General features: G+C 68.8%; 25 protein-coding genes. 14 read left to right on the top strand and 11 right to left on the bottom strand.

The genetic code is table 11. The annotated features are described in order from the left end of the window. Positions 1 to 382 precede the first annotated feature (382 nt). Positions 383 to 913 (top strand): signal peptidase II, encoded by a 531-nt coding sequence (gene lspA, locus BDD16_RS02630; RefSeq protein WP_179632507.1) that lies wholly within the window; start codon positions 383 to 385, stop codon positions 911 to 913. 93 nt (positions 914 to 1006) lie between these two features. Next, positions 1007 to 1849: a DUF2189 domain-containing protein gene (locus BDD16_RS02635; RefSeq protein WP_179632508.1), complete on the top strand. Its 843-nt coding sequence runs from the start codon at positions 1007 to 1009 to the stop codon at positions 1847 to 1849. Between the two features lie 14 nt (positions 1850 to 1863). On the opposite strand, the gene BDD16_RS02640 is transcribed toward BDD16_RS02635, so the two are convergent. After that, positions 1864 to 2847: a quinone oxidoreductase family protein gene (locus BDD16_RS02640; protein ID WP_179632509.1), complete on the bottom strand. Its 984-nt coding sequence runs from the start codon at positions 2845 to 2847 to the stop codon at positions 1864 to 1866. Between the two features lie 147 nt (positions 2848 to 2994). Between BDD16_RS02640 and BDD16_RS02645 the strand changes: the two genes are divergently transcribed. Beyond that, positions 2995 to 3939 (top strand): DMT family transporter, encoded by a 945-nt coding sequence (locus BDD16_RS02645; RefSeq protein ID WP_179632510.1) that lies wholly within the window; start codon positions 2995 to 2997, stop codon positions 3937 to 3939. Positions 3940 to 3959: 20 nt separating this feature from the next. Here BDD16_RS02645 and BDD16_RS02650 read toward each other — a convergent pair whose 3' ends face one another. The 6 genes from BDD16_RS02650 to BDD16_RS02675 all read right to left on the bottom strand — a co-directional run bounded on the left by BDD16_RS02650 (position 3960) and on the right by BDD16_RS02675 (position 10562). Then, positions 3960 to 4862 carry a DMT family transporter gene (locus BDD16_RS02650; RefSeq protein WP_179635963.1) on the bottom strand — a complete coding sequence of 301 codons (903 nt, stop codon included), beginning with the start codon at positions 4860 to 4862 and terminating at the stop codon, positions 3960 to 3962. After that, the gene (locus tag BDD16_RS02655) at positions 4862 to 5944 is read right to left on the bottom strand and encodes a TRAP transporter substrate-binding protein (protein ID WP_179632511.1); all 1083 of its coding nucleotides are present in this window, start codon (positions 5942 to 5944) and stop codon (positions 4862 to 4864) included. Before BDD16_RS02655 ends, BDD16_RS02650 begins: the two co-directional genes overlap by 1 nt. A gap of 99 nt (positions 5945 to 6043) precedes the next feature. After that, positions 6044 to 7120 carry an Ldh family oxidoreductase gene (locus tag BDD16_RS02660; protein WP_179632512.1) on the bottom strand — a complete coding sequence of 359 codons (1077 nt, stop codon included), beginning with the start codon at positions 7118 to 7120 and terminating at the stop codon, positions 6044 to 6046. A 2-nt stretch (positions 7121 to 7122) separates the two neighbouring features. Continuing rightward, on the bottom strand, positions 7123 to 7986 hold the full coding sequence (locus BDD16_RS02665; protein WP_179632513.1) for a fumarylacetoacetate hydrolase family protein: 864 nt from the start codon (positions 7984 to 7986) through the stop codon (positions 7123 to 7125). Between the two features lie 45 nt (positions 7987 to 8031). Beyond that, positions 8032 to 8787 (bottom strand): SDR family oxidoreductase, encoded by a 756-nt coding sequence (locus BDD16_RS02670; protein WP_179632514.1) that lies wholly within the window; start codon positions 8785 to 8787, stop codon positions 8032 to 8034. A gap of 38 nt (positions 8788 to 8825) precedes the next feature. Next, on the bottom strand, positions 8826 to 10562 hold the full coding sequence (locus BDD16_RS02675; protein WP_179632515.1) for an IlvD/Edd family dehydratase: 1737 nt from the start codon (positions 10560 to 10562) through the stop codon (positions 8826 to 8828). A gap of 150 nt (positions 10563 to 10712) precedes the next feature. Here BDD16_RS02675 and BDD16_RS02680 point away from each other — a divergent pair, with 150 nt between their 5' ends. Then, positions 10713 to 11633 (top strand): 2-hydroxyacid dehydrogenase, encoded by a 921-nt coding sequence (locus BDD16_RS02680; protein WP_179635964.1) that lies wholly within the window; start codon positions 10713 to 10715, stop codon positions 11631 to 11633. Positions 11634 to 11740: 107 nt separating this feature from the next. Here BDD16_RS02680 and BDD16_RS02685 read toward each other — a convergent pair whose 3' ends face one another. Continuing rightward, positions 11741 to 12871, bottom strand: coding sequence for an IS4 family transposase (locus BDD16_RS02685; RefSeq protein ID WP_179632516.1), 1131 nt, complete (start codon positions 12869 to 12871; stop codon positions 11741 to 11743). A 347-nt stretch (positions 12872 to 13218) separates the two neighbouring features. Here BDD16_RS02685 and BDD16_RS02690 point away from each other — a divergent pair, with 347 nt between their 5' ends. The 8 genes from BDD16_RS02690 to BDD16_RS02725 are packed head-to-tail and all read left to right on the top strand — an operon-like array spanning position 13219 to position 20402. Then, positions 13219 to 14601 carry an ABC transporter substrate-binding protein gene (locus tag BDD16_RS02690; protein WP_179632517.1) on the top strand — a complete coding sequence of 461 codons (1383 nt, stop codon included), beginning with the start codon at positions 13219 to 13221 and terminating at the stop codon, positions 14599 to 14601. 55 nt (positions 14602 to 14656) lie between these two features. Next, positions 14657 to 15484, top strand: coding sequence for a carbohydrate ABC transporter permease (locus BDD16_RS02695; protein WP_310732859.1), 828 nt, complete (start codon positions 14657 to 14659; stop codon positions 15482 to 15484). After that, the gene (locus tag BDD16_RS02700) at positions 15481 to 16338 is read left to right on the top strand and encodes a carbohydrate ABC transporter permease (protein WP_179632519.1); all 858 of its coding nucleotides are present in this window, start codon (positions 15481 to 15483) and stop codon (positions 16336 to 16338) included. Before BDD16_RS02695 ends, BDD16_RS02700 begins: the two co-directional genes overlap by 4 nt. Positions 16339 to 16348: 10 nt before the next feature. Beyond that, entirely contained in the window at positions 16349 to 17404 is a 1056-nt protein-coding gene (locus BDD16_RS02705) for an ABC transporter ATP-binding protein (RefSeq protein WP_179632520.1), read from the top strand. Positions 17405 to 17420: 16 nt separating this feature from the next. Continuing rightward, the gene (locus BDD16_RS02710) at positions 17421 to 17927 is read left to right on the top strand and encodes a gluconokinase (RefSeq protein WP_179632521.1); all 507 of its coding nucleotides are present in this window, start codon (positions 17421 to 17423) and stop codon (positions 17925 to 17927) included. A gap of 11 nt (positions 17928 to 17938) precedes the next feature. Then, the gene (locus BDD16_RS02715) at positions 17939 to 18640 is read left to right on the top strand and encodes a FadR/GntR family transcriptional regulator (protein ID WP_179632522.1); all 702 of its coding nucleotides are present in this window, start codon (positions 17939 to 17941) and stop codon (positions 18638 to 18640) included. After that, complete coding sequence (gene denD / locus BDD16_RS02720; protein WP_179632523.1) at positions 18637 to 19653, top strand: D-erythronate dehydrogenase; 1017 nt, start codon at positions 18637 to 18639, stop codon at positions 19651 to 19653. Before BDD16_RS02715 ends, denD begins: the two co-directional genes overlap by 4 nt. Continuing rightward, the gene (locus tag BDD16_RS02725; RefSeq protein ID WP_179632524.1) at positions 19650 to 20402 is read left to right on the top strand and encodes an SDR family NAD(P)-dependent oxidoreductase; all 753 of its coding nucleotides are present in this window, start codon (positions 19650 to 19652) and stop codon (positions 20400 to 20402) included. Before denD ends, BDD16_RS02725 begins: the two co-directional genes overlap by 4 nt. 37 nt (positions 20403 to 20439) lie before the next feature. Here the strand turns inward: BDD16_RS02725 and pmbA are convergent, their stop codons facing one another. Further along, a complete protein-coding gene (gene pmbA, locus BDD16_RS02730; RefSeq protein WP_179632525.1) occupies positions 20440 to 21870 on the bottom strand; it encodes a metalloprotease PmbA in 1431 nt (476 codons plus the stop codon). A gap of 61 nt (positions 21871 to 21931) precedes the next feature. Here pmbA and yjgA point away from each other — a divergent pair, with 61 nt between their 5' ends. Together yjgA and mog are read left to right on the top strand one after the other, a co-directional pair. Further along, positions 21932 to 22555: a ribosome biogenesis factor YjgA gene (gene yjgA / locus BDD16_RS02735; protein WP_179632526.1), complete on the top strand. Its 624-nt coding sequence runs from the start codon at positions 21932 to 21934 to the stop codon at positions 22553 to 22555. Next, a complete protein-coding gene (gene mog / locus BDD16_RS02740) occupies positions 22548 to 23168 on the top strand; it encodes a molybdopterin adenylyltransferase (protein WP_179632527.1) in 621 nt (206 codons plus the stop codon). The genes yjgA and mog overlap by 8 nt, the downstream gene beginning before the upstream one ends. Before the next feature lie 16 nt (positions 23169 to 23184). On the opposite strand, the gene BDD16_RS02745 is transcribed toward mog, so the two are convergent. Next, positions 23185 to 24840: a right-handed parallel beta-helix repeat-containing protein gene (locus BDD16_RS02745; RefSeq protein ID WP_179632528.1), complete on the bottom strand. Its 1656-nt coding sequence runs from the start codon at positions 24838 to 24840 to the stop codon at positions 23185 to 23187. Between the two features lie 97 nt (positions 24841 to 24937). After that, entirely contained in the window at positions 24938 to 25717 is a 780-nt protein-coding gene (gene cysE / locus BDD16_RS02750; RefSeq protein WP_179632529.1) for a serine O-acetyltransferase, read from the bottom strand. Between the last annotated feature and the right edge of the window lie 61 nt (positions 25718 to 25778).

The raw sequence follows: 25778 nt of genomic DNA on the forward strand, positions 1-25778 counted from the left end.
AGAGCCGACATCGAGTGCAATCTGCTGTTGTTGATTGTTGATAGTTGAGTTTCTGACAGGTCCCGTGTCCGCAATGCCCACCCGCAGACAGGACCCATCCCCACCGCCCCGGTCCGGTCATCATCTTTCCGGACTTCCGTCTGCACTTTGCCGACCCTTCCTGCTCATGGGCAAGGCTGTGCAGACCAACAATTGGACACCAATAGTCCAATCGAGCAAAATTTCACGAACTTTTTTTGCAAGTTTTTTCAAATTTCGCTATTGGGGTCATGGTCCCCTGCATCCCTGCGTCCGGCTGCGTGGTCACGTCCATCCGATTTCACGTTTACAGTGCCGCCCTGATCTGTCCCAGAACTCCCTCAGCCCTCTCAGGTGGCCGCCGATGCGCTCCAAGTCCCGTTCATCCCTGTCCCGCTCCTCCTCGGCCTCGCTGACGCCCTGGCTGGTGCTGGCACTGCTGGTCATCGCCGCTGACCAGGCCACCAAGTGGCTGATCATTCCCCGCTTCCAGCTCGGCGACGGCCAGGTCATCACCAGCTTCTTCAACCTCGTGCGGGTCCACAACACCGGTGCGGCGTTCTCGTTCCTCGCGCAGGCTGCCGGCTGGCAGCGCTGGTTCTTCATCGGTCTGGGGGCCGCCGCCTCGGTGATGTTCATCTGGATGCTGAAGAAGCACGCCGAGCAGCGTCTGTTCAGCTTCAGCGTGGCAATGCTGCTGGGCGGAGCCATCGGCAACGTCATCGACCGTGCATGGCACGGCTACGTGGTGGACTTCCTGCAATTCCACTGGGACTGGCTCGCACCGCTCTTTCCGGGCGGCTACTTCCCGTCGTTCAATGTCGCCGACTGCGCCATCACGGCCGGGGCGATCGGGCTGATCCTGGACGAGCTGTTGCGGGTGCGCCGCAGTTGAGCGGCCGGGGCGGCTCCTTCGGGTGATGTCCCGATGGCGGTGACGCCGGTCGGCTCCTATCGTCCGACATCGAATCAGGAGCGCGACCCGACCATGAGCCCGACCCACCCCACCTCGGACGACACGCCCGACACGCGCCCCGACGACACCGCCCCCGCCACCCGCGATGCGCCACCCATCCGCCTGCGCCACATCGGCTTCGCCGATCCGCTGCGCTGGCTGCTGCGGGGTCTGCACGACTACCTCGCCCACCCCGCCATCAGCCTGTTCTATGGCGTGTGTTTCATGGCCATGGGCTGGACACTGATGAAGGTGTACGAGAACGCGCCCGCGTACACGATGGCGCTGTCGGCCGGCTTCCTGCTGATGGGGCCATTCTTCTGCATGGGGCTCTACCAGATGTCGATGCGGCTGGAGCGCGGCCTGGTGCCCGACTTCGGCGACTCGCTGACGGCCTGGGACACCCGCACCGGCCAGATGGCCATCTTCGGCTTCGTGCTGCTGGTGCTGGAGATGCTGTGGGGCCGGGCGACGATGGTGATCTTCGCCGTCAGCTTCGACGGCATGCCCGATCTCAAGGGCTCGCTGCTGGCCCTGCTCGACCCGGAGAACCTCGGCTTCATCGTCACCTACCTCGGCGTGAGCACCCTCTTCGGCGGCCTGATCTTCTCGATCAGCGTGGTGAGCATCCCGATGATGCTCGACCGCCAGGTGGACGCCATCACCGCCGGGCTGACCAGCCTGCGCCTGGTGCTGAACCAGCCGGTCGTGATGGTGTGGTGGGCGGTGCTGATCGCCGTGCTGATGGTGCTGGCGATGCTGCCGTGGTTCCTGGGACTGCTGTTCATCGGGCCGGTCGTGGGGCACGCGAGCTGGCATGCCTACCGGGCCACCGTCATCGACGAAGGCAGCGACGAGGCCGACACCTCGGCCTGACCCCCGTCAGCGGATCACAGCGTCAGGATCGTGCAGCCGGTGGTGGCGCGGGATTCCAGATCGCGGTGGGCCTGGGCGACCTGTTCGAGCGGGTAGCGCTGCGCGATCGGGATCGTCACCGCGCCGGAGCTGACCATCGCGAACAGTTCCTCGGCCAGGGCCTGCGTGCCTTCGCGGGTGGCGATGTGGGTGAACAGCGTCGGGCGCGTGACGTAGAGCGAGCCCTTGGCGCCGAGCACGCCGAGGTTCACCGGCGGGATCGGACCGGACGCATTGCCGTAGGTCGCCAGCAGGCCGAACGGCGCCAGGCAATCCAGCGAGCCCTCGAAGGTGTCCTTGCCGATCGAGTCGTAGACCACCTTCACGCCGCGGCCTTCGGTGATCTCGCGCACGCGGGCAGCGAAGTTCTCGCTGCGGTAGTTGATGGCGTGGGTGGCGCCGTGCTGCAGCGCGAGCAGGCACTTGTCCGGGCTGCCCGCGGTGGCGATCAGGTTCAGCCCCATCGCGCGCGCCCACTGGCAGGCGATCAGGCCGACGCCCCCGGCGGCGGCGTGGAACAGCACGAAGTCGCCCGGTTGCAGCCCGCCCTGCGGCTGGGTGCGGCGCAGCAGGTAGGCGGCGGTCATGCCCTTGAGCATCATCGCGGCACCGGTCTCGACGTCGATGCCGTCCGGCAACTGCACCACGCACTTCGCCGGCATCACCCGCACCTCGCAGTAGCTGCCCGGCGGCTGGCTGGCGTAGGCGACGCGGTCACCGACCTGCAGGTGCGTGACGCCTGCGCCCACCGACTCGACCACACCGGCAGCCTCCATGCCGAGCGTCAGCGGCAGCGCGTTGGGGTAGAGGCCGGTGCGCTGGTAGACGTCGATGAAGTTCAGTCCGACGGCGTGGTGGCGGATGCGCACCTCGCCCGGGCCGGGCTCACCGACGGGCAGGTCGACGAGCTGCATCACGTCGGGGCCGCCGAAGGCGGCGATCTGGATGGCACGGGGCATGGGGATTCTCCTGTCGGTCCGCAAGGGGGAATGCGCAGCTTACGGGATCGCAGGATCCGGTGCAGGGTGCAGACATCGCACGCCATGCGCGACACTGTGTGCCCGCCGTCCTCCGCAACGTCCTCGACCCCGAAGCCGCACAGAACCATGACCCTCACGCCCCGCCTGATCGCGATGCTCACCCTTCCCCCGCTGATGTGGGCGGGCAATGCGGTGGTCGGCCGCATGACCGTGCCGCATGTGCCGCCGCTGATGCTCAATGCGATCCGCTGGGGCGTCGTGCTGCTGGTGCTGCTGGTGCTGGGCCGGCAGGCCATTGCCACGGCCGCGCGGCGTGGCGAGATCCTGGCCCGCTGGCGGCCGCTTGGACTGATGGGCCTGCTCGGGGTCGGCGCCTACAACGCGCTGCAGTACCTGGCCCTGACCACCTCGACGCCCATCAACGTGACGCTGATCGCCGCCAGCATGCCGCTGTGGATGCTGCTGGTCGGCGCCGTGTTCTACGCCGAACGCCCGCGCAGCCCCCAGGTGATCGGTGCCGCGCTGTCGCTGGTCGGCGTGGCCACGGTGCTGGGCCGCGGGCAGCTGTCGGCACTGGCGGACGTGCAGTTCGTGCGAGGGGATGTGTACATGCTGGCGGCGGCGGCCAGCTGGGCCGGCTACAGCTGGATGCTCGCCCGCCCGCCGGCGTCGATGCGCGGCGAGGCCCGTCCGACGATCACGGATGCCGACGGCCAGCGCCGCGTCTGGCGCTGGGACGAGGCGCTGCTGGTGCAGGCGCTGTTCGGTGTGGTGTGGGCTGGTGGCGCAGCGGGCCTGGAGGCGGTGGTCTCGTCCCGCCAGCCCGAGTGGTCACCAGCCGTCGGGGCGGCCGTGCTCTACATCGTCATCGGACCGTCGCTCATCGCCTATGCGCTGTGGGGACGGGCGGTGGCGGCCGTGGGGCCGACCACCGCCGGCATCTTCGCCAACCTCACGCCCCTGTTCGCCGCGCTGCTGTCCACCGCGCTACTCGGCGAGGCGCCGCACGGCTACCACGCGGTGGCGTTCGCGCTGATCGTGGCGGGCATCCTGGTGTCCTCCAGGCGCTGACCGGTGCCCCGCCTGGCGCGTCAGCGCCAGCGCGCCAGCAACGCCACGCCGGCCAGCACCAGCAAGGTACCCGCCACGATCCAGGGCGTCATCGGCTCGCCCAGGATCAGCACGCCCATCACGATCGTGCTCATCGGCCCGACCAGCCCGGTCTGCGCGGCCAGCCCGGCACCGAGCCGCTCGATGCCCAGCATCACCAGAATGACCGGTGCGAAGGTGCAGGCCGTGGCGTTGAGCAGCGACAGCCACAACACCGGCGTCGGCACCTCGAACACGGAAGCCACCGGCCGCAGCACCACGAACTGTCCGATGCACAGCACGCAGGCCACGGTGGTCGCCAGCCCGGTCAGCCGCAGCGCGCCAAGGCGGTTGACCTCCTGCCCGCTCTGCACGAGGTAGATGGCATAGCTCAGCGCACTGCCGAACACCAGCGCGGCACCGAGCCCGACATGGGGGCCGAGGTCGGTCATCTCGCGGCCGAAGACCACCAGCACCCCCGAGTAGCTCACCCCCAGCGCCATGAGCTGCCGGCGCGTGACCCGCCTGCCGTGCAGCACCACGCCGAGGAACAGCACCAGCGTCGGGTTGAGGTAGAGGATCAGCCGCTCCAGGCTGGCGCTGATGTAGGCCAGCCCGGCGAAATCGAGGAAGCTCGCCAGGTAATAGCCGGAGAACCCCAGGCCGATCACCGCCACGACATCGCGCCGTGTCAGCGCCGGCTTGCCGCGGCTGGCCCACCACGCCAGCGCCACGAACAGCGGCAGCGCGAACAGCATGCGCAGCATCAGCAGCGTGACCGCATCGACCCCGTGCCGATAGGCCAGCTTGACGATGATCGCCTTGCCCGAAAATGCAATCGACCCGGTCAGCGCGAACGCCAGACCGGGCCAGAGCTTCGGGCGGACAGGAGCCGCCGTGGAGATCAGAGCTTCTGCGTTTGCATGAAGTCGTCGAAACCGGCTTCGGCGAAGCGGAACCACAGGTTCTGGTCGGCGCGGAACTTGGCGTAGTCGGCGTAGACTTTCTTCCAGTTCGGGTTCTTGTCGCCGATTTCGGCGTAGAGCGCCATCGATTCCTTGAACGCCAGATCCATCACGTCCTTCGGGAATCGGAACAGCTTGGTTCCACCTGATACCAGTGTCTTGAGCGCAGCCGGATTGCGACCGTCGTACTTGGCCTGCATGTCGACGTGGGCGTAGGCCGCTGCAGCCTCGACGATGGCCTTGTACTCGGGGGTCAGCGCATCGAACGCCTTCTGGTTGATGAAGAAGTCCAGCTGCGGACCACCTTCCCACCAGCCCGGGTAGGCGTAGTTCGGGGCAACCTTGTTGAAGCCGAGCTTCTGGTCATCGTAGGGACCGACCCACTCGGCGGCATCGATGGTGCCTTTCTCCAGCGCCTGGTAGATCTCGCCGCCGGGGATGTTCTGCGGCACGCCACCCATGCGCTCCAGGACCTTGCCAGCAAAGCCGCCAACGCGCATCTTCATGCCCTTGACGTCCGCCACCGAGGTGACCGGCTTGCGGTACCAGCCGCCCATCTGTGCGCCGGTGTTGCCGCCGGGGAAGTTGACGATGTTGTACGTCTTGTAGAACTCGCGCATCAGCTTCAGGCCGTTGCCCTCGTACATCCACGCCGTCATCTGGCGGCTGTTCAGGCCGAAGGGAATGGCGCAGCCCAGCGCGAAGGTCTCGTCCTTGCCGAAGAAGTAGTACGGCGCGGTGTGGGCCATTTCAACGGTGCCGTTCTGCACGCCGTCGACCACGCCGAAGGCCGGCATCAGTTCGCCACCCGGGTGAACGGAGATCTGGAACTTGCCGCCCGTCATGGCGGCGACCTTCTTCGAGAACTCGTCTGCCGCACCGAAGATCGTGTCGAGCGACTTCGGGAAGCTCGACGCCAGACGCCAGCGGATGTTGGCCTGGGCGTGGACGATGGCAGGCGCGGCGCCCGCGGCGAGCACGCCGGCCAGACCGGTGTGGCGGATGAAATTGCGACGTTCCATGCGAAGGCTCCTGAGTGTCTTGGGTGGTGTGAAGCGAAATGCAGAGGACTGCAGACTGCCGGCGATTCTAGGAATGCCCTTGCAGCAAAGCCACAAGGGTTACCCCTGCGCAATAGTACGTAGGGGCGACGGCACGCCCAGCCGCACGCTCCAGTCGTGCATCTGCCGGGCAAGCTGCGGCTCGACCGGGATGCCGGTGCGGCGGCGCTCGGCGGCACAGTCGTGCTCCGGATCGCCCGGCATGCGCGGCGCGCCCGGCTCGGCCGCCAGCGCGTGCGCCATCTGCTCGACGACAGCCGCCAGCATCGGCCCGCCCGCGAAACGCATCGGGTCGATGACGAGGAAGAAGGCACCGATGCGGCGCGGCGCATCCAGGTCGCCGAACATCGACGGGATGTGGGGCCCGAAGGGGTTGCCATGCAGCGGTCCGCTGAGCAGATCGACCATCAGCGCCAGCGCATAGCCCTTGTGGCCGTAGTCCTGGCCGCCAAGCGGGGTGACGGCGATGGCGGCCTGCGGGTCGGTGGTCGGCTGGCCGTGGGCATCGATGGCGATGTCGGGCGGCAGCGTGTGGCCCTCGCGGCGCGCGTTCATGACGCGGTTCCACGGGATCGAGGTCGTCGCCATGTCCAGGCACACCGGCTCGCCGCTGGCCCGCGGGAAGGCGATCGCGATCGGGTTGGTGCCGAAGAACGGGCGCTGGCCGCCGTGCGGCGCGGCGATGCTGTCGGCGTGGGTGAAGGCCAGCCCGATGAGGCCGGCGCGTGCCGCCTCGCGGGCGTAGAGGCCGACCGCGCCGCAGTGCGACGAGTCGCGCACCCCCACCGCGGCGAGCCCGGTCTCGCGGGCGATGTCCATCGCGAGCCGGTTGGCGAAGTGCCCCACCAGGATGCCCTGTCCCTGGTCACCATCGACCTGGGCGGTGGACGCCCCCGTGCGCTCGATGCGCAGCACCGGGCGCGCCCGGATCGAGCCGCGCGAGATCCGCTCGAAGTAATGCGGCAGGCGGGCAATGCCGTGGGTATCGACGCCCCACAGGCTGGTCTGCACCAGGCTGTCGGCGAGCTGCCGGGCATCCGGCGGACGCAGGTCGAGTGCCTGCAGGCACTGCACCGCCCACGCGGCGATGTCCTCTGCGGGCAGACACACGCTGCCCTCGGCGATCGGCTGCACCATGGTCAGGAATCGATCCGTGCCGGATTCCAGGCATGCACCGTCTGCTGCTGCTCGCCCAGTTGGTCGATGCCCAGGCGCATCACGTCACCGGCCTTCAGGAACACCGGAGCCGGCTTGCGGCCCATGCCGACGCCGGGCGGCGTGCCGGTGGTGATCACGTCGCCGGGGTTGAGCGTCATGAAGCGGCTCAGGTAGCTGACGATCTGCGCGACGTTGAAGATCATGGTCGCGGTGTTGCCGGTCTGCATGCGCTGGCCGTTCACGTCGAGCCACATGCCCAGGTTCTGCACGTCACCCACCTCGTCGGCCGTCACCAGCCACGGGCCGATCGGGCCGAAGGTGTCGCAGCCCTTGCCCTTGTCCCAGGTACCGCCACGCTCCAGCTGGTACTCGCGCTCGGAAACGTCGTTGATGACGCAATACCCGGCGACATGCGCCAGGGCGTCGTCCTCGGCCACGTAGCGCGCCCGGGTGCCGATGACCACGCCGAGTTCGACTTCCCAGTCGGACTTCACCGAGCCTTGCGGCAGCACGACGTCGTGGTTGCAGCCGACCGCGCATTCCAGCGTCTTCGTGAAGACGATCGGCTCCTTCGGGATCGGCATGTTCGACTCGGCGGCGTGGTCGGCGTAGTTCAGGCCGATGGCGATGAACTTGGTCATCCCGGTCCACGGCACCTGCAACTCGCCCTGCGCGACGACGGGCAGCGTGGACGCATCGACACTGGCCAGCGCGGCAAGCGAGGCGGGCGACAGCGTGGCCGGCGTGATGTCGCCGATCAGCGCGGAGAGGTCGCGGACCTGGCCGTCGGCGTCGAGCAGGCCGGGTTTCGGGTTGGCACGGGGGCCGTGGCGCAGCAGTTTCATGCGGAGTCCTTTCGGGTTCGGTGGGCGTATGGTGGACGTGCGGCGTCAGTTCGACCAGCCGCCGTCGATGACCTGCGTGGTCCCGGTGGTGAACGACGACTCGTCGCTCGCAAGATACACGGCCAGGGCCGCGATCTCGTCCACGCGGCCCAGCCGGCCCATCGGCTGGCGGGCGATGAAGGCAGCCTCGACCTGCGCCTGCGTCAGCCCGGACGTCGCGGCCTGCGCATCGATGCGGTCGCGCAGCGAGGGCGACTCGACCGTGCCCGGGCAGATCGCGTTGCAGCGCAGTCCCTTGGTGATGAAATCCGCCGCCACCGCCTTGGTCAGCCCGATCACCGCCGCCTTGGTCGTGCCGTAGACGAAGCGGTTCGGCGCGCCCTTCAGGCTGCCGGCGACCGACGCCACGTTGATGATCGAGCCGCCACCCTTGGCCAGCATGCCGGGGGCGAAGGCGCGGATCGTGCGGAACATCGAGCGCACGTTGAGGTTCATCGCGAAGTCCCACTCGGCCTCGGTGCAGTCGAGCACGGTGCCGGCGTGGACGAAGCCGGCGCCGTTGAACAGCACATCGACCGGGCCGTGCTGCGCCGCGGCCGCGTCGATCGCGGCCGGGTCGGTCACGTCGAGCACCTGCGTCGCGCAGCCGCACTCGGCTGCCAGCGCGTCGAGCGCGGCGGCATTCACGTCGGTGGCGATGACGCGGGCCCCCTCGCGGACGAAGGCGAGCGCGGTGGCACGGCCGATGCCCTGGCCGGCAGCGGTGATGAAGGCGGTCTTGCCGCGGAGTCGGTTGGACATGGGGTTCTTCTCCGGAAAGATCGGACGGGAGGTCAGATTCAGTGGTTGTCCTTGGGCACCGCGCTGCCGCGCTTGCCACGCAGGAAGTCGAGGTCGGCGCCTTCGTCGGCCTGGAGCACGTGGTCGATGTAGAGCTTCCAGTACCCGCTGTCCATCGGCGGCACCGGCGGCGCCCAATTGGCACGGCGGCGGGCGAGTTCGTCGTCGTCCACATGCAGGTGCAGGCTGCGCGCCGGCACGTCGAGCGTGATCAGGTCGCCGTTCTGCACCAGCGCCAGCGTGCCGCCCGCCGCCGCTTCCGGGGCGGTGTGCAGCACGACGGTGCCGTAGGCGGTGCCGCTCATGCGGGCGTCGCTGATGCGGACCATGTCGGTGATGCCCTTGCGCAGCACCTTCGGCGGCAGCGGCATGTTGCCCACCTCGGCCATGCCGGGGTAGCCCTTCGGCCCGCAGTTCTTCAGCACCAGGATGCAGGTCTCGTCCACGTCGAGGTTTTCGTCGTCGATGCGGGCGTGGAAGTCGTTCGAGTCCTCGAACACGACGGCGCGGCCGGTGTGCTGCATCAGCGCCGGGGTCGCGGCACTCGGCTTGATCACCGCGCCCCGCGGCGCCAGGTTGCCGCGCAGCACGGCGATGCCGGCGTTGGCCTTGAACGGCGCGTCGAAGGTCTTGATCACGCGCGGGTCGAAGTTCTCCGCATCGGCGATGTTCTCGGCGACCGTGTGGCCGCTGGCGGTGACGATCTCGGTGTGCAGCAGGTGCTGGATCTCCTTCATCACCACCGGCAGGCCGCCCGCGTAGCAGAAGTCCTCCATCAGGTGCTGGCCCGAGGGCTGCAGGTTCAGCAGGCACGGCAGCTCGCTCGCCAGCCGGTCGAAGTCGTCGACCGACAGCGGCACGCCGATGCGCCCGGCGATGGCGATCAGGTGGATCACCGCGTTGGTGCTGCCGCCGATGGCCGCGAGCGTGCGGATCGCGTTCTCGAAGGCTTCGCGGGTGAGGATCTGCGAGAGCTTCTGGTCGTCGTGGACCATCTGCACGATGCGCCGCCCGGCCTGCCGCGCCAGCACGTTGCGCCGCCCGTCCACCGCCGGATACGCCGCGTTGCCCGGCAGCCCGACGCCCAGCGCCTCGACCATCGACGCCATCGTGCTGGCCGTGCCCATCGTCATGCAGTGGCCGTGGCTGCGGTGCATGCAGCTCTCGGCCTCGAAGAAGTCCTGCAGCTTCAGCGTGCCGGCGCGGACCTGCTCGCTCATGCTCCACACGCCGGTGCCCGAGCCGAGTTCCTGGCCGCGCCACTTGCCGTTGAGCATCGGGCCGCCGGAGACGCCGATGGTCGGCAGGTCGACGCTGCTGGCGCCCATCAGCAGGCTCGGCGTCGTCTTGTCGCAGCCCATCAGCAGCACCACGCCGTCGATCGGGTTGGCGCGGATCGATTCCTCCACGTCCATGCTGGCGAGGTTGCGGTAGAGCATCGCGGTCGGCCGCATCAGCGTCTCGCCGAGCGACATCACCGGGAACTCCAGCGGGAAGCCGCCGGCCTCGTACACGCCGATCTTGACCTGCTCGGCCAGCGTGCGGAAATGCGAGTTGCAGGGGGTCAGCTCGCTGAAGGTGTTGCAGATGCCGATGACCGGGCGGCCGTCGAACTGGTCGTGCGGCACGCCCTTGCCCTTGACCCAGCTCCGGTACGCGAAGCCATCGCGGTCCTGGCGGCCGAACCATTGCTGGCTGCGGAGTTCCTCGGGGCGTTTCTTCTTGGGAGTGCTCATCGGCGTGCTCGTTAGTCCCGTGTCGGGCTTGGAAAGTGCGCGTCGATACTATGGTATGACGAATGACGACCGTCCCCGTGGAATCCCTTGGAGCCTGAGTTGAGCACACACGACACCCCTTTGCACCCCACTTTCGAAGTCCTGGCCGTGATGCGGATGAGCCCGCTGCTGGAGCCGCTGCTGCGCGCGCAGTGCACGGTGCATGACCGGCTGCACGAGGCGGACCCCGCCGCATTCGAGGCCGTCGCGCCGCGCATCCGCGGCATCGCGGCGAGCGGCGAGAGCAAGGTCGGCGCCGAGCTGATGGACCGGCTGCCGGCGCTGGAGATCATCTCGGTGATGGGCGTCGGCTATGACGGCATCGACGTGGCGGCGGCGAAGGCGCGGGGCGTCATCGTGACGCACACGCCGGACGTGCTGAACGACGACGTGGCGGATCTGGCGCTGGCGCTGATGCTGGCGGGGTCGCGGCAGATCGTTGCGGCAGACCGCTACATCCGCGACGGGAAGTGGTCCGGCGGGCCGATGCCGCTGGCGCGCAAGCTGTCCGGGTCGCGGCTGGGGGTCGTCGGCATGGGCCGGATCGGGCAGGCGATCGCGCGGCGTGCGCAGGCGTTCGACATGCCGGTGGCGTACCACACGCGCCAGCCGAAGCCCGGCCTGCCCTATCCCCACATCGCGTCGCTGGTCGATCTGGCCGCACGCAGCGATGTGCTGGTGGTCATCACCCCGGGCGGCGCGGCCACGCGGCACCTCATCAACGCCGAAGTGCTCGCCGCGCTCGGTCCGCAGGGGTTGCTGGTGAATGTGGCGCGGGGGTCGGTGGTCGATGAAACGGCGCTGATCGAGGCGCTGGAATCCGGGGCGCTGGGCGGGGCGGCGCTGGATGTGTTTGCGGAGGAGCCGAATGTGCCGGAGCGGTTGCGGGCGCTGCCGCAGGTGGTGTTGACGCCGCACATTGGCAGTGCGACGAACTCGACGCGGGGGGCGATGGCGGGGTTGGCCGCGGAAAATCTGCGGGCGAAGGCGGCGGGGGAAGCGGTGGTGACGGCGGTGCCGGAGTGTCGGTGAGGTCGTTGCGGGCGGAGCAGTGGCCGGAGGCTCCTGTCGAACGCTGTCCATCTGAAGCGTCATGCCCGCGAACGCGCACTGCTGTCCGGGTAACGTCCACGCCCCCCTCAAGGGGGCACGCATACAGGCATGAGGGCCTGCTCGCAGGGCTCGAACAGGCCGTATCGCCAGCGCTGCAGCAGCACCCACAAGTCGGTGGTGCTGCGGCTGGCCTGCTGGTGAAGCATCAACAGGACATGGGCGATGAAGGCTGCGTAGATCTGGAGGTGAGCGGCGTGCTCGTTGGTGCCCCAGGTACGGCGGATGGCCAGGTGCTGCTTGATCCACTTGAACAGCAGCTCGATCTGCCAGCGCGAGCGGTAGAGATCGCTGATCTCGATGGCGGTGCGCTCGAAGTCGTTGGTCACCAGCACGAGCAGGCGCGCATCGTCGGTGCGTAGCCGTATGCGGCGCAGCACGAGCGGCTCGCGCCATGTCTTGCCGCTGCGGGGATGGCGCCAGCGGCGGGCGATGCGCTCGTCGTCAAGGATGCGCCCGCGGGCGGCCTCGGGCACGGGCAGTGCTTCGAGGACGACCATGCCCGCGTTGCGCTTGAGCCGGGTGACGAACTTCACCCCCTGCCGGGTCATGCGCGCCCACCATGCGTAGTCGCAGTAGGCGCGGTCGAACACGCAGGTCGTCCCCGGCTGGATCTCCCACTGGCGCGCCTGCACCACATCGTTGACGTTGGGGGCGCTGATCTCGCAGCGCGAGATGGCGTGCGTGGCCGCGTCGCACTGCACATGCACCTTCACGCCCTGCGTGCGCCGGGTCTTCGTGCCCAGCGTCCAGACGTCGAAGCCCCGCCCCTTGAGCGTCAGCGGCGTCGAGTCGATCAGCGAGGTCGCCCCCAGCACACGCTTGTCGCGGCAGCCATCGAGCTGACGGATCAGCCCTTGCAGCACCTGCGACAGCACCGTCGCCGACCCGGCGCGCCGGTTGCCGTCCGACAGCGTCGAGCGGCGCAGTTCGTGCGTCTGCAGTGCAGCCAGACGGGCCTTGTGCGCATTGAAGCTCTGCAGTGCTCCACGCAGGCTGGGTGCCTGCACGAACTGCCCGTGCAGCATCACCAGCAACTGATCCCACACCGTCAGCGCGCCCTTGCCGTAGCGTTGTGCGCCGTGTTCACGCGCCAGCCGGTCCACGTCCGACTTGGCCAGTGGCTTCAACAACGCCTGCAGTCGTGTCATGCTTTGCATGTTGCGGCTCCTCGACAACTGAGTTGGTCCTCAGTGGGTTCGATAGCCCTTCATGTCGAGGGCCGCAACTCCGCCGATCAAGCTCTGGAGACTTTGGGCTTCGCGTTTTACCGGACAGCAGTGCGCGAACGCGGGCACCCACGCCGACAGACCACGGCGGCCGCTGGCGTGGGTCCTCGCTTTCGCGAGGATGACGAAGGCTGGGCGAGGATGACGGGGGCCGGGCGAAGCTGACTTGCGGCTGACCCTTACGGGATTCCCCGTTAACCACCAGTCATCATTCATCATACGATCGCGCCACCCCCACCGGGACATCAACCGTGACGAACGACACGAGGAGACACGCGATGCAGGCGAAGACATGGATGAGCAGCGCCCTGGCCGCTGCGGCACTGCTGGCGATGGCGCCGGCCCAGGCCGATGAGACCCTCACCGTCTGGTGGGGCAAGGGCTACTACAAGTCCGAGGACGACGCGCTGTACAACGCGATCAAGAAGTTCGAGGCCAAGAACAAGGGCGTCAAGATCGAACTCTCGCTGTATGCGCCGCAGGAAATCATCCCCAAATCGGTCGCCTCGCTCGACGCCGGCAACCCGCCCGACGTGGCCTACGGCGACGTCTACGACTTCCAGGTCACCGCCAAGTGGGCCTACGACGGCAAGCTCGAAGACATCTCGTCGATCATCGACCCGATGCGCGCCAAGTTCGAGCCGCAGGCGCTGTCCACCACCTTCCTGCTGAACAACGCCGAGGGCGGCAAGCGCGCGTACTACGCCTTCCCGATCAAGCAGCAGACCATGCACATCCAGTACTGGAAGGACATGCTGGGCGACGCGGGTTACAAGGAAAGCGACATCCCGACCGGCTGGAAGGATTACTGGAGCTTCTGGTGCGAGAAGGTCCAGACCGGCTACCGCCAGAAGACCGGCAACCGCGGCTTCGGCACCGGCTTCCCGATGGGCGTGGATGCCAGCGACTCGTTCTTCTCGTTCCTGACCTTCATGGACGCGCACAACGTCAAGCTGGTCAACGACTCCGGCAAGCTGCTGGTCGATGACCCGACCGTGCGCCAGGGCCTGATCAACGCCGTCACCGACTACACCACGGTCTACACCAAGGGCTGCACGCCGCCGTCGTCCACCAACTGGAAGGACCCGGACAACAACGTCGCCTTCCACAACAAGACCATCGTGCTGACGCACAACGCGACGATTTCCATCGCGGCCAAGTGGCTCGACGACTCGGCCAACGCCACCCTGACCGACGTGCAGCGCGCCCAGGCCAAGAAGAACTACACCGAGCTGATCGCCACCGCGGCCTTCCCGACCAAGCCGGACGGCACCAAGATGCAGTACCGTGCCGCCGTCAAGACGGGCGTGATCTTCAAGGCGGCCAAGAACAAGGCGATGGCCAAGAAGTTCGTGGCCTTCCTGCTGGACGAATCGAACCTGACGCCGTACGTGGAAGGCTCGCTGGGCCGCTGGTTCCCGGTCACCAAGGCCGCGCAGGAAAGCGCGTTCTGGAAGACCGACCCGCACCGCGTGACGGTCTACAACCAGTTCAAGTCCGGCACGGTGCCGTTCGAGTTCACCAAGAACTACAAGTTCACGGTGCTCAACAATGAGAACGTGTGGGCCAAGGCCATGAACCGCGTGCTCAACGAGAAGGTGCCCGTGGACAAGGCCGTGGACGAGATGATCGCCCGCATCAAGACCGTGGCGGGCAACTGAGCAGCCTGACGTGACGACCGCCCTCGCCTCCTCCGCTGCATCCGGGTCCGCCCGGGTGCGACCGGGTCTCAGCACCTGGACCCTGTGGGGCCGCGCCCTGCTGGTGCCCTATGTGCTGGTGTTCCTGGTGTTCGTGCTCTATCCGGTCGGCTACGGGCTCTGGCTCGCCCGCCACCCGGACAGCTACGTGCGCCTGCTGGACGACCCGATCTTCTACCGCACCGCTGTCAACACGCTCATCTTCGTGGTGGTCGCGGTCAACGTGAAGATGGTGGTGGCGCTGGGCCTGTCGGGTTTCTTCGTGCAGACGCGCTGGTGGATCAAGATCGTCTCGATGGTCTTCATCCTGCCGTGGGCGGTGCCGTCGATCCCGACCATCCTGTCGGTGCGCTTCATGCTCAACCCGGAATGGGGCGTCATCAACAGCACCATCTTCCGCCTGACCGGGCTGGACGGGCCGAACTGGCTGAACGATCCGACGCTGGGCCTGGGCTTCGCGATGCTGATGCACATCTGGAAGTCACTGCCGTTCTGGACGCTGATCCTGGTAGCAGGCCGGCTGGCGATTCCGGGCGAGCAGTACGAGGCGGCGAGCGTGGACGGCGCCACCCGCGGCCAGAAGTTCCGCTTCATCACCTGGCCGGCGATGAAGGACCTGTACCTGACCTGCACCATCCTGTCGATGATCTGGACGCTGGGCGACTTCAACAGCGTCTACCTGCTGACCGGCGGCGGGCCGGCCGACCTGACGCACGTGCTGGCGACGCTGGGCATCCGCTACCTGCGGCTGGACCAGATCGATCTGGCGATGGCGTCCCTGGTCGTGGCACTGCCGCTCGTGCTGCCGCTGGTGTGGGTGATGATGAAGAGGCTCTCCAAATGACCCGCGCACGCTTCACGCTGAAATCCATCGGCAGGGAGGCCCAGCTGCTGCTGATCGGCATCCCGGTGCTGCTGTGGACGCTGCTGCCGATCTACCACCTGGTGCTGTTCGCGATCTCGCCGCGCGACAAGGCCACCTCCGGGCGCCTGTGGCCGCAGGACCCGACGCTGTCCAACTTCGACGTGGTCTTCCACCAGAAGCATTTCTACCTGCACCACTTCTGGCAGCAACTGGGCAACTCGCTCTTCATCGCCATCTCGGTCGGCGCGATCACGCTGTTCGTGGCGACCTGCGCGGCGTTCTCGATCAGCCGGCTCAAGGTCCGCGGCGGGCGCACGGTGATGAACCTGGCGCTGATGACCTACTTCATCCCGGCCGCCTTCCTGGCCGTGCCGATGTACAAGACCATGTCCACCTACGGCCTGCTGAACAACCGCTGGTCGCTGATCCTGGCGATGGTGACGATCGCGTCGCCCTACTGCATCTGGGTGCTCAAGCAGGCGTCCGACAAGCTGCCGTGGGAGCTGGACGAGGCGGCGCGCATCGACGGCGCATCACCAATGCAGCTCTTCCGGCTGGTCTACCTGCCGCTGATGGTGCCGTCGCTGGTCGCGGTCGGGACGTATGCGCTGCTGCTGGCCTGGAACGAGTACCTCTACGGCTTCCTGCTGCTGTCCAACGAGGCCGACCTGACGCTGTCGGTGGCGCTCGGCAACTTCCTCTCGGCAGACGACTCGCCCTGGGAGCTGCTGATGGCCACCGGCCTGGTCTACGCCCTGCCGCCCGCGGCGATCTATTACGCATTCAAGCGCTACATGGTGTCCGGCCTGACGGCTGGTGCCGTGAAAAGTTGAGAACACACCGATGGCCTCCGTCTCCTTTCGCAACGTCCAGAAAACCTACGGCAACAAGGTCAAGGTCATCCACGGCCTGAGCTTCGACATCACCGACGGCGAGTTCGTCGTGCTGGTCGGGCCGTCCGGCTGCGGCAAGTCCACGCTGCTGCGGATGCTCGCCGGGCTGGAAGAGATCTCCGGCGGCGAGGTGCTGATCGACAGCACGGTCGTCAACGAGCTGGAGTCCAAGGACCGTGACATCGCGATGGTCTTCCAGAGCTACGCGCTCTACCCGCACATGACCGTCGGCGAGAACATGGGCTTCAGCCTGCGACTGCGCAATGCGCCGCCCTCCGAGATCGACCGCCGCGTCGCCGACGCCGCCAAGATCCTCAACCTCGACGCCCTGCTCGACCGCCACCCCCGCGAACTCTCGGGCGGCCAGCGCCAGCGGGTCGCGATGGGCCGGGCGATCGTGCGCGACCCGAAGGTCTTCCTGTTCGACGAGCCGCTGTCCAACCTCGACGCCAAGCTGCGCGTGGCGATGCGCGCCGAGATCAAGGCCCTGCACCAGCGGCTGAAGACCACCACCGTCTACGTCACCCACGACCAGATCGAGGCGATGACGATGGCCGACCGCATCGTCGTCATGCACGACGGCATCGTCGAGCAGATCGGCACGCCGCTGGAACTCTTCGACCGGCCGGCCAACCTGTTCGTCGCGCAGTTCATCGGCTCGCCCGCGATGAACGTCTTCAGCGGCACGGCGCGCGGCGACACGGTCGAGGCGCTCGGCGCCCGCTGGCCGCTGCCGCCGGACGCCGCCCGGGCGGCCGATGGCACCGCGGTGCATTACGGCATCCGGCCGACGGATCTCTCGCTGGCACCGCAGGGCATCGCTGCCCGCGTGGTGGTGGTCGAGCCGACTGGCGCGGAGACCGAGTTGCTGGTGCAGATCGGCGACACCCGGCTGGTCGTGGTCATCCACGACCGCACCGACGTGCAGCCGGGGGACACCATCCACCTCGCCGTCGATGCCGCCAAGGCCCACGTCTTCGACAGCCGGACGCAACAGCGCCTGTGAGCGGGTGCCCGTGCCCATGAGCGACTCGCCACCTCCTCCGGTCGTCGTCGTGATGGGGGTGAGCGGCTGCGGCAAGTCCACCCTGGGGCAGGCGCTGGCCGAGGCACTCGGCGTGCCCTACATCGAGGGCGACGACCTGCACCCGCCGCACAACGTGGCCCTGATGGCCGCCGGCACGCCACTGACCGATGCCGACCGCGCCGGCTGGCTCGACCGCATCGGCGAGCGGCTGGCGCAGGCGCACGACACCGGCGCCGTGGTGACCTGCTCGGCGCTGCGGCGCCTCTACCGCGACCGGCTGCGCAGCGCCTCGCCCGGCCTGCGCCTGGTCCATCTGCACGGTGACCCGGCCCTGCTCGCCGAGCGCATCGGCCAGCGCACGGGCCACTACATGCCCCCGACCCTGCTGCCCAGCCAGCTCCGGACCCTGGAGCCACCGGACCCGGACGAAGGTGCCACCACGCTCGACATTGCCCTGCCACCCGAGCGCCTTGTCAGGCTCGCGCTCCAGGCGCTGCGCTAGGCTCGCGGCCCATGAGCACCCACCAGAACATCCTCGGACACACCCTCGACCAGCTGGGCGAAGCCATCGTCTCCGGCCGCTACGCTCCCGGCAGCGCCATCCCGCCCGAGCCGGTGCTCGGCGAGGCCTTCGGCGTCAGCCGGACGGTGGTCCGCGAGGCCATCAAGTCGCTGGTGGCCAAGGGCCTGGTGGTCACCGGGCCCAAGGTGGGCACGCGCGTGCTGCCCGCCGAGCAGTGGAACTGGTTCGACCAGTCGGTGGTGCGCTGGCACACCCGGGTCGGGCTGTCGCACGAGTTCCTACGGGACCTCCAGGAGCTGCGCCGCGTGGTCGAGCCGGCGGCCGTGCGGCTGGCCGCCGAGCGCGCGACCGCCGAGGACCTGGCCGACATCGAGGCCGCCTTTGCAGGGATGAAACACGCCATCGAACATGGCGGCGACTACGTGACGCACGACCTGCGCTTCCACCAGGGCCTGCTGCGCGCCTGCCACAACCGCATGCTGGTGCAGATGAGCAAGGCGCTCGGCGCGCTGCTGCGCACGAGCTTCGAGCTGTCCACGGCCAAGCCGCACGGCCCGGCGCTGGTGCTGATCGACGGCGCCTACACGGACATGCAGGAAGTGCTGGCTTCCCGGCAGGCCCTGCCCTCGCTCATCGCCCAGGCCGCGCCGCTCAAGGCGCCTCAACCACCCCCTGCCACGTCTCGTCCATGAAACTGCTCATCACCGGCGCGGCCGGTTTCCTCGGTGCCCGCCTGGCGCGCACGCTGCTGGCCCGCGGCACGCTGGCCGGCCAGCCGATCCGGCAACTCGTGCTCACCGACCTGTTCGAGCCGCCCGCCGATCTGCGCGCCGACCCGCGGGTCGAGGCGCGCACCGGCCCGCTGCTGGCCCAGGTGGCTGCGCTGCGCGAGGAGTCCTTCGATGGCGTGTTCCACCTCGCCTCGGCCGTCTCCGGCGAATGCGAGCTGGACTTCGACCTCGGCATGGCCTCCAACCTCGACTCGACCCGCGCGCTGCTCGATGCGCTGCGCCACCGCGTCACGCAGCATGGGGATGCGCCCACCCGGCTGGTGTTCGCCAGCTCGGTCGCGGTCTTCGGCCCGGACGAGGACCACCCGCTGCCCGCCCTGGTCACCGACGCCACGCTGCCCACGCCGCAGACCAGCTACGGCATCCAGAAGCACATCTGCGAGCACCTGATCGCCGACTACACCCGCAAGGGTTTCCTCGACGGCCGGGCCGCGCGGCTGATGACGGTCACGGTGCGTCCGGGTCGACCGAACGGCGCGGCATCCTCGTTCTTCAGCGGCATCGTGCGCGAGCCGCTGGCGGGGCAGGAGGCGGTCTGCCCGGTGGACCCGGACGTGTCGCACCCGCTGACCTCGCCACGCACGACGGTCGAGGGGCTGATCCGTGTCTTCGAATGCAGCCGCGCCGAGTTCGGCGGCCGCACCGCGCTGAACCTGCCGGCGCTCAACCTCACGGTGGCGCAGATGCTGGACGCGCTCGAAGCGGTGGCGGGGCCGACCGTGCGGGCGCGGGTGCGCTTCGAGCGGGACGAGCGCATCGCCGGCATCGTGGCGCGCTGGCCAGCGGGCGCCACGGCGGAGCGGGCGGCGCGGCTCGGCCTGCACCCCGAAACCTCGTTCGACGACATCATCCGGCAGTACATCGCCGACCACACCGACCACCCCACCGCCCTGCAGGGCCTGGACCGCGCATGAACCAGATCGATCTCCAGGGCCGTGTCGCCGTCGTCACCGGCGGGGCACAAGGCATCGGCTATGCCACGGCCGAGCGGCTGCTGCGCTCGGGCGCCACCGTGGTGCTGTGGGATGCGGACGCGGCGCGGCTGCCCGCCAGCTGCGCCGCGCTGTCGGCCCTCGGACCTTGCCACGGACTCGCCGTCGAGCTGACCGATGAAGCCGCTGTGTCCAGCGCAGAGGCGCAGACGGTCGCCGCGCACGGCAGGCTCGACCTGCTCGTCAACAACGCGGGCATCACCGGCGGCAACGGCCCGACCTGGCAACTGGCGCCCGAGGTGTGGCGCCGCGTGCTGGAGGTCAATCTGGTCGCGCCCTACCTGACCTGCCGCGCCGTCGTGCCGGGGATGGTGGCGCGTGGCTGGGGCCGCATCGTCAACATCGCCTCGGTGGCGGGCAAGGAAGGCAACCCGAACGCCAGCCACTACAGCGCGTCCAAGGCCGGCCTGATCGCGCTGACCAAGTCGCTGTCCAAGGAGCTGGCGCGCACAGGGGTGCTGGTCAACGCGATCACGCCCGCGGTGGCCAGGACCGCGATGTTCGACCAGATGACCCAGGAACAGATCGACTACATGCTCGCCAAGATCCCGATGGGCCGCTTCGTCGAGCCGGCCGAGATCGCGGCGATGGTGGCCTGGCTGTGCAGCGAGGACTGCTCGTTCACGACGGGCGGGGTGTTCGACATCACGGGCGGTCGGGCGACGTACTGAGCCGGCGCCGCCAACCGCGGCGGCTCCGGCGCCGGGTTCAGCTCCCGGCGACCATCATCTTGTCGACCAGCACCGAGCCGATGGTCTTGCTGCCCATCGTGTACTCGTCGGCGCCGACGGCCACGATGCCCTTGAACATCTCGCCGAGGTGGCCGGCGATGGTGACTTCCTCGACCGGGTGGACGATGCGGCCGTTCTCGACCCAGAAGCCCGCCGCGCCGCGCGAGTAGTCTCCCGTCACGTAGTTGACGCCCTGCCCCATCAGCTCGACGACGAACAGGCCGCGGTGCAGCTTGCGCAGCATCTCGTCGAGGTTGTCGCCCGCAGCGGTCAGGCGGCTGCGCATGTGCAGGTTCTGCGAGCCGCCGGCGTGGCCGGTGGTCTTCATGCCCAGCTTGCGGGCCGAGTAGCTCGACAGGAAGTAGCCCTGCGTCACGCCGGCCTCGACCACCTTGCGCGCCCGGGTGCGCACGCCTTCGTCGTCGAAGGGCGCGCTGCCCTTGGCCTTGCGGATGTGCGGGTCTTCGTCGATGTCGATGTGGTCCGGGAAGACCGGCTGGCCGAGGCTGTCGAGCAGGAAGGTCGCCTTGCGGTAGAGCGCCCCGCCGCTGGTGGCCTGCACGTAGGCGCCCAGCAGCCCGGCGGCCACGGTCGATTCGAACAGCACCGGCATCTCGCCGGTCGGGATCTTGCGGCCCTTCAGGCGCGAGAGGGCGCGCTGCGCGGCGTAATGGCCGACGGATTCGGGCGAGGCCAGATCGGCGGCGTCGCGCATCGAGGTGTACCAGGAGTCGCGCTGCATGTCGCGGCCACGGCCGGCGATGGGCGAGACCGAGAGCGAGTGGCGCGAGCTGGCGTAGCCGCCGCAGAAGCCGCGGCTGTTGCCGGCGTAAAAGTGCGACTGCTGGGCCGACACGCCCGCGCCGTCGGAGTTCGTGATCATCGGGTCGGTGCCCAGAGCCGCCGCCTCGCAGCGCAGCGCCAGTTCGGCCGCCTGTTCGGCGTTCACCGACCACGGGTGGAAGAGATCCAGGTCGCAGTCGGCCGCCCAGCCCAGCGCCAGATCGGACGCCTCGGGCAGTCCGGCGGCCGAGTCCTCCGCCGTGAAGCGCGCGATGTCGAAGGCGGCACGCACCGTCTGGCGCAGCGCGGCCGGAGAGAAGTCGGAGGTGCTGGCGTTGCCGCGGCGCTGGCCGATGTAGACCGACACGCCGATGGCCTTGTCGCGGTTGCGCTCGACGTTCTCGATCTTGCCCTTGCGCACCGAGACCGACAGGCCGGCGCCTTCGGACACTTCCACCCCCGCGTCGCTCGCGCCGAGCGACTTGGCCAGCGCCAGCGCGTCTTCCACCAGCGTGCGGAACTGGTCCCGCGAATAGGAGAAACCGGCATCTGGACGCTCGGCGGCGGCGGCATCCGCCCCCTCGGCAACAGCAGCGGGACGGGTCTTGGCAGTCTTTGCAGTCATGTACGGGTCGGGCCGGTGGTGGTCGCTCGTATCATAGCTGTCGTCTTCACCCCGACCGCCCATGCACCCGAACGACCACTTTGACCACGACGAGGCCGCACCGGCCCGCGACGACGACTTCGCCGACCGCCCGAGCAAGACGCGGCTGAAGCAGGACATGCACGACCTGCAGGCGCTGGGCAAGGAGCTCATCGAGATGCCCGACGCGCGCCTGACCGCGCTGGACATGCCCGAGTTCCTGCTCGACGCCCTGCTGCAGCTCAAGCGCACCCGCTCGCACGAGGGCCGCCGCCGCCAGTGGCAGTACGTCGGCAAGCTCATGCGCCGGGTCGATGCGGAGCCGCTGCGCGAGGCGGTCGCCTCGTTCAAGGTGCCTGGCGCCAAGGAGACCCTCGCGCTGCACACCGCCGAGCGCTGGCGCGACCGCCTGCTCGCCGAGGACGACGCCCTCACCCAGTGGATGAGCGAGCACCCGGACACCGATGCACAGGCCCTGCGCACGCTGATCCGCAATGCCCGCAAGGACCAGCTTGCCGCCGCCGCGCAGCCCGCCACGGGCACGGCCGAACGCAAGGGCCGCGCCTACCGCGATCTGTTCCAGCGCATCAAGTCCGCGCTCGAAGCCGCCGCCAAGGCGGACGAGCTGGCCGCCCGGGACCTGGACGAGGAAGACGACGATGAGTGACCCCACCGCAGCAGCAGCCGCACTGCCACCGCCCGAGCCGGTGCGCATCGGCCTGGTGTCGATCAGCGACCGCGCCAGCAGTGGCGTCTATGAAGACAAGGGCATCCCGGCCCTGCAGGACTGGATGGCCCGCGCACTGCACAACCCGGTCACCTGGGTCACGCGGCTCATTCCGGACGAGCAGGACGGCATCAGCGCCACGCTGCGCGAGCTGGTCGACGTGCACCAGTGCGACCTCGTGCTGACCACCGGCGGCACCGGCCCCGCGCTGCGCGACGTGACGCCCGAGGCCACGCTGGCCGTGGCCGACAAGGTGATGCCCGGCTTCGGCGAGCAGATGCGCCAGATCAGCCTGCGCTTCGTGCCGACGGCGATCCTGTCGCGCCAGGTGGCGGTGATCCGGGGCAAGGTGCTGATCCTGAACCTGCCGGGCCAGCCCAAGTCGATCGCCGAGACCCTGGAAGGTCTGCCGAACGCGGTGCCGCCGTGCCCGGGCATCTTCGCGGCCGTGCCCTACTGCATCGACCTGATCGGCGGGCCGTACATCGAGACCCGCGAGGCAGTCTGCAAGGCCTTCCGCCCGAAGACCGCCCAGCGACCCGCGCGCGGCTGAGTCGCCCGGCGCCGGGTCACTGCTCGACAGCACCGAGGTCCGGCGCTGTTCCCTTCGTCACCCGCGCCTGGGTTCGCCCGGCGGCGTCGAGCTGCCAGAGGATCGGCACGGCCGCCACACCCGCGGGGGCCGGGACGGCGGCATCCACCAGCGCACTGCCCGCCTGCGGCACCCAGCCACCCGCCACCAGCGGCGAGCGCTGTCCTACCAGCGGCGCCGTGGTCAGCAGCAGTTGCCCGGTCAGGGTGTGCCACTGGTCGATGTCCTGCCAGCCGGCCGACAGCCAGTTCGTCCCGAGGTTGACGATGCCTCCGGTGACCCAGGGCGGCTGCACCGATTGACCGGCACGCAGGCTCTTCTCGGACACCGTGCTCGCGAACACGATGGCGTTGTTCCACACCTCCGCGCGCTCCTCGGTGGTGGAGAGCTGGAAGACCGCCGCGCTGCCGCCGGTGACGATCACCGTGTTGTGGAAGACCTGCAGCACGCCCTTGCGGAAGATCGGCTCGCCCCACTGCGCACCGGGCGTGCTGCCGTAGTGGTCGCCACCGTAGTGGAAGACGGTGCCGGTGTCGCCGTCCTTGCGGATCTGGTTGCCGTAGACCAGCGTCGTGCGGTAGTCGGCCCGCGCCTGCGCCAGCAGCGGGAAATCCTCGGCCTCGACCATGTCGATGGCATGGGCGCCCTCCTCGATGCGGTTGTAGCGCACGACGAGGCCCGCCGAGCGGTCCTTGATCGCATTGCCGCGGGCGCCAGCGCGCAGCGGGCCATAGACGTTGTGCTCGATCACGACGCCCAGACCCTGGGTGTAGGTGTTGTGCTCCGACTCGCTACCGGCCAGCCCGTTGCCGCGGATCACGTTGCCGACGATGCGCAGGTTCTCGGTGATCGCGCCGCTGCCGTCGTCGGTCGTGCGACTGAAGAGGCCCATGACGCAGTCGGTCAGCTCGTTGTCGGCGATCGTGATGTGGTCGCCCCGGTCGATCCAGATGCAGGCCCCGAAATCGGCATAGGTCTTCACCGCACCCGCAGCGTCGCGGAACTGGTAGGCCGGGTGGGCACGGACAAATTTCAGGCCGTCGATCTGGAGGTAGGACGGGCGATCGGTCCAGGCATCCGAGGACAGGGACTTGACCATGGCGATGGCCCGGCTCTGGAAGATGTCGCTGCCAGCGCCCGCGAACGCCGTGGCCAGCGCCGCACGCGTCGTGGCGCCCTGGCCGTCGATCACCGGCCGCTCACCGTTCGGACCGCGCACGCCGCAGACGCGCACCGGCTTCGCCGCCGTGCCGTGGGCCGCCAGCAGGAACTTGCCGTGGTAGGGCGTGGCGCTGTAGAAGACGCGCACGGTGTCGCCCGGTGCGAGGCGCTCCCAGGGCACCTGGTCGAGCGAAGCCAGTGCCTGTCCGGGGCCGACCGCGTAGTCGGTGCCCTGTCCGGAGGGCACACACGCGGGCCACGCCACCAGCGGGCGCTCGTCCGGCTGGACGAAGGCCGCGGTCATCGGCTCGACCATCGACGCCCGTGAAACTGCCGCACCCGCGTCGCCTGTCCCGGCCTCGGCGCTGCCTACCGACGCACCGCCACCGCAGCCGATCTGCCCCGCGGCAAGACCGAACAGACAGCCCCCCAGCGCGAGTCGCCTGCCGAGCCTGGATCGACCTGATTGCATGAACTGTCCCGGTACCGTGATGTATCGGGACGTAAGCTACCGCAGAACATGCCCGATCACCTTGGCAGGTGCTTTAGCGTACCAATGGAAAATTGCGCTACTTCACCAGCCGGTTGAGGCGTTCGGCGTCGAACTGCTCGGTGGTGTGGGCATCCTGCGGCACGCAGGCGTCGGCCGGCAGCTCGCGCGAACGCGCCGAGAGCTTCTCGATCGCCTGCCAGAGCAGCGCGATCTGGTGCTCGTGGCCCGAGGCGTTGTCGATCAGGCCCTTCATCGCCTGCGCGACCGGGTCCTCGCCCTGGGTCACGCCGTAGGCAGAGAAGCCCATCCGGGCAGCCACGGCTTCACGCTGGGCATCGAGCTGCGCGGCGATGATGCGCGCCGGGTTGCCGACCGCGGTGGCACCGTCCGGCACCGGCTTGGTCACGACGGCACCCGAGCCGACCCGCGCGCCGTCCCCGACCGTGAAGCCGCCCAGCACGCTGGCGTGGGCACCGACGATCACGCCCTTGCCCAGCGTCGGATGCCGCTTGGCCCCCTTGACCAGCGAGGTTCCCCCCAGCGTGACGCCCTGGTAGATGGTGCAGTCGTCACCGATCTCGGCCATCTCGCCGATCACCACGCCCATGCCGTGGTCGATGAAGACGCGGCGGCCGAAGGTGGCACCGGGATGGATCTCGATGCCGGTGAAGAAGCGCCCCAGGTGCGACAGGAAGCGCCCGGCCCAGCGCAGCCCGCGCAGCCAGCACCAGTGGGCCACCCGCTGGATCCACAGCGCGTGCAGACCGGGATAGCAGGTCACCACCTCGAAGGTCGACCGGGCGGCCGGATCGCGTTCGAGGATGCAGGCGATGTCTTCTTTCAGGCGACGGAACATGGCGGACTCGGAGGAACGGCAAGGAGCCCCGAGTGTAGGCGCGGCATGGAAACCGCGCCGG

It is taken from the genome of Sphaerotilus montanus, from assembly GCF_013410775.1.
Taxonomy (GTDB): domain Bacteria; phylum Pseudomonadota; class Gammaproteobacteria; order Burkholderiales; family Burkholderiaceae_C; genus Sphaerotilus; species Sphaerotilus montanus.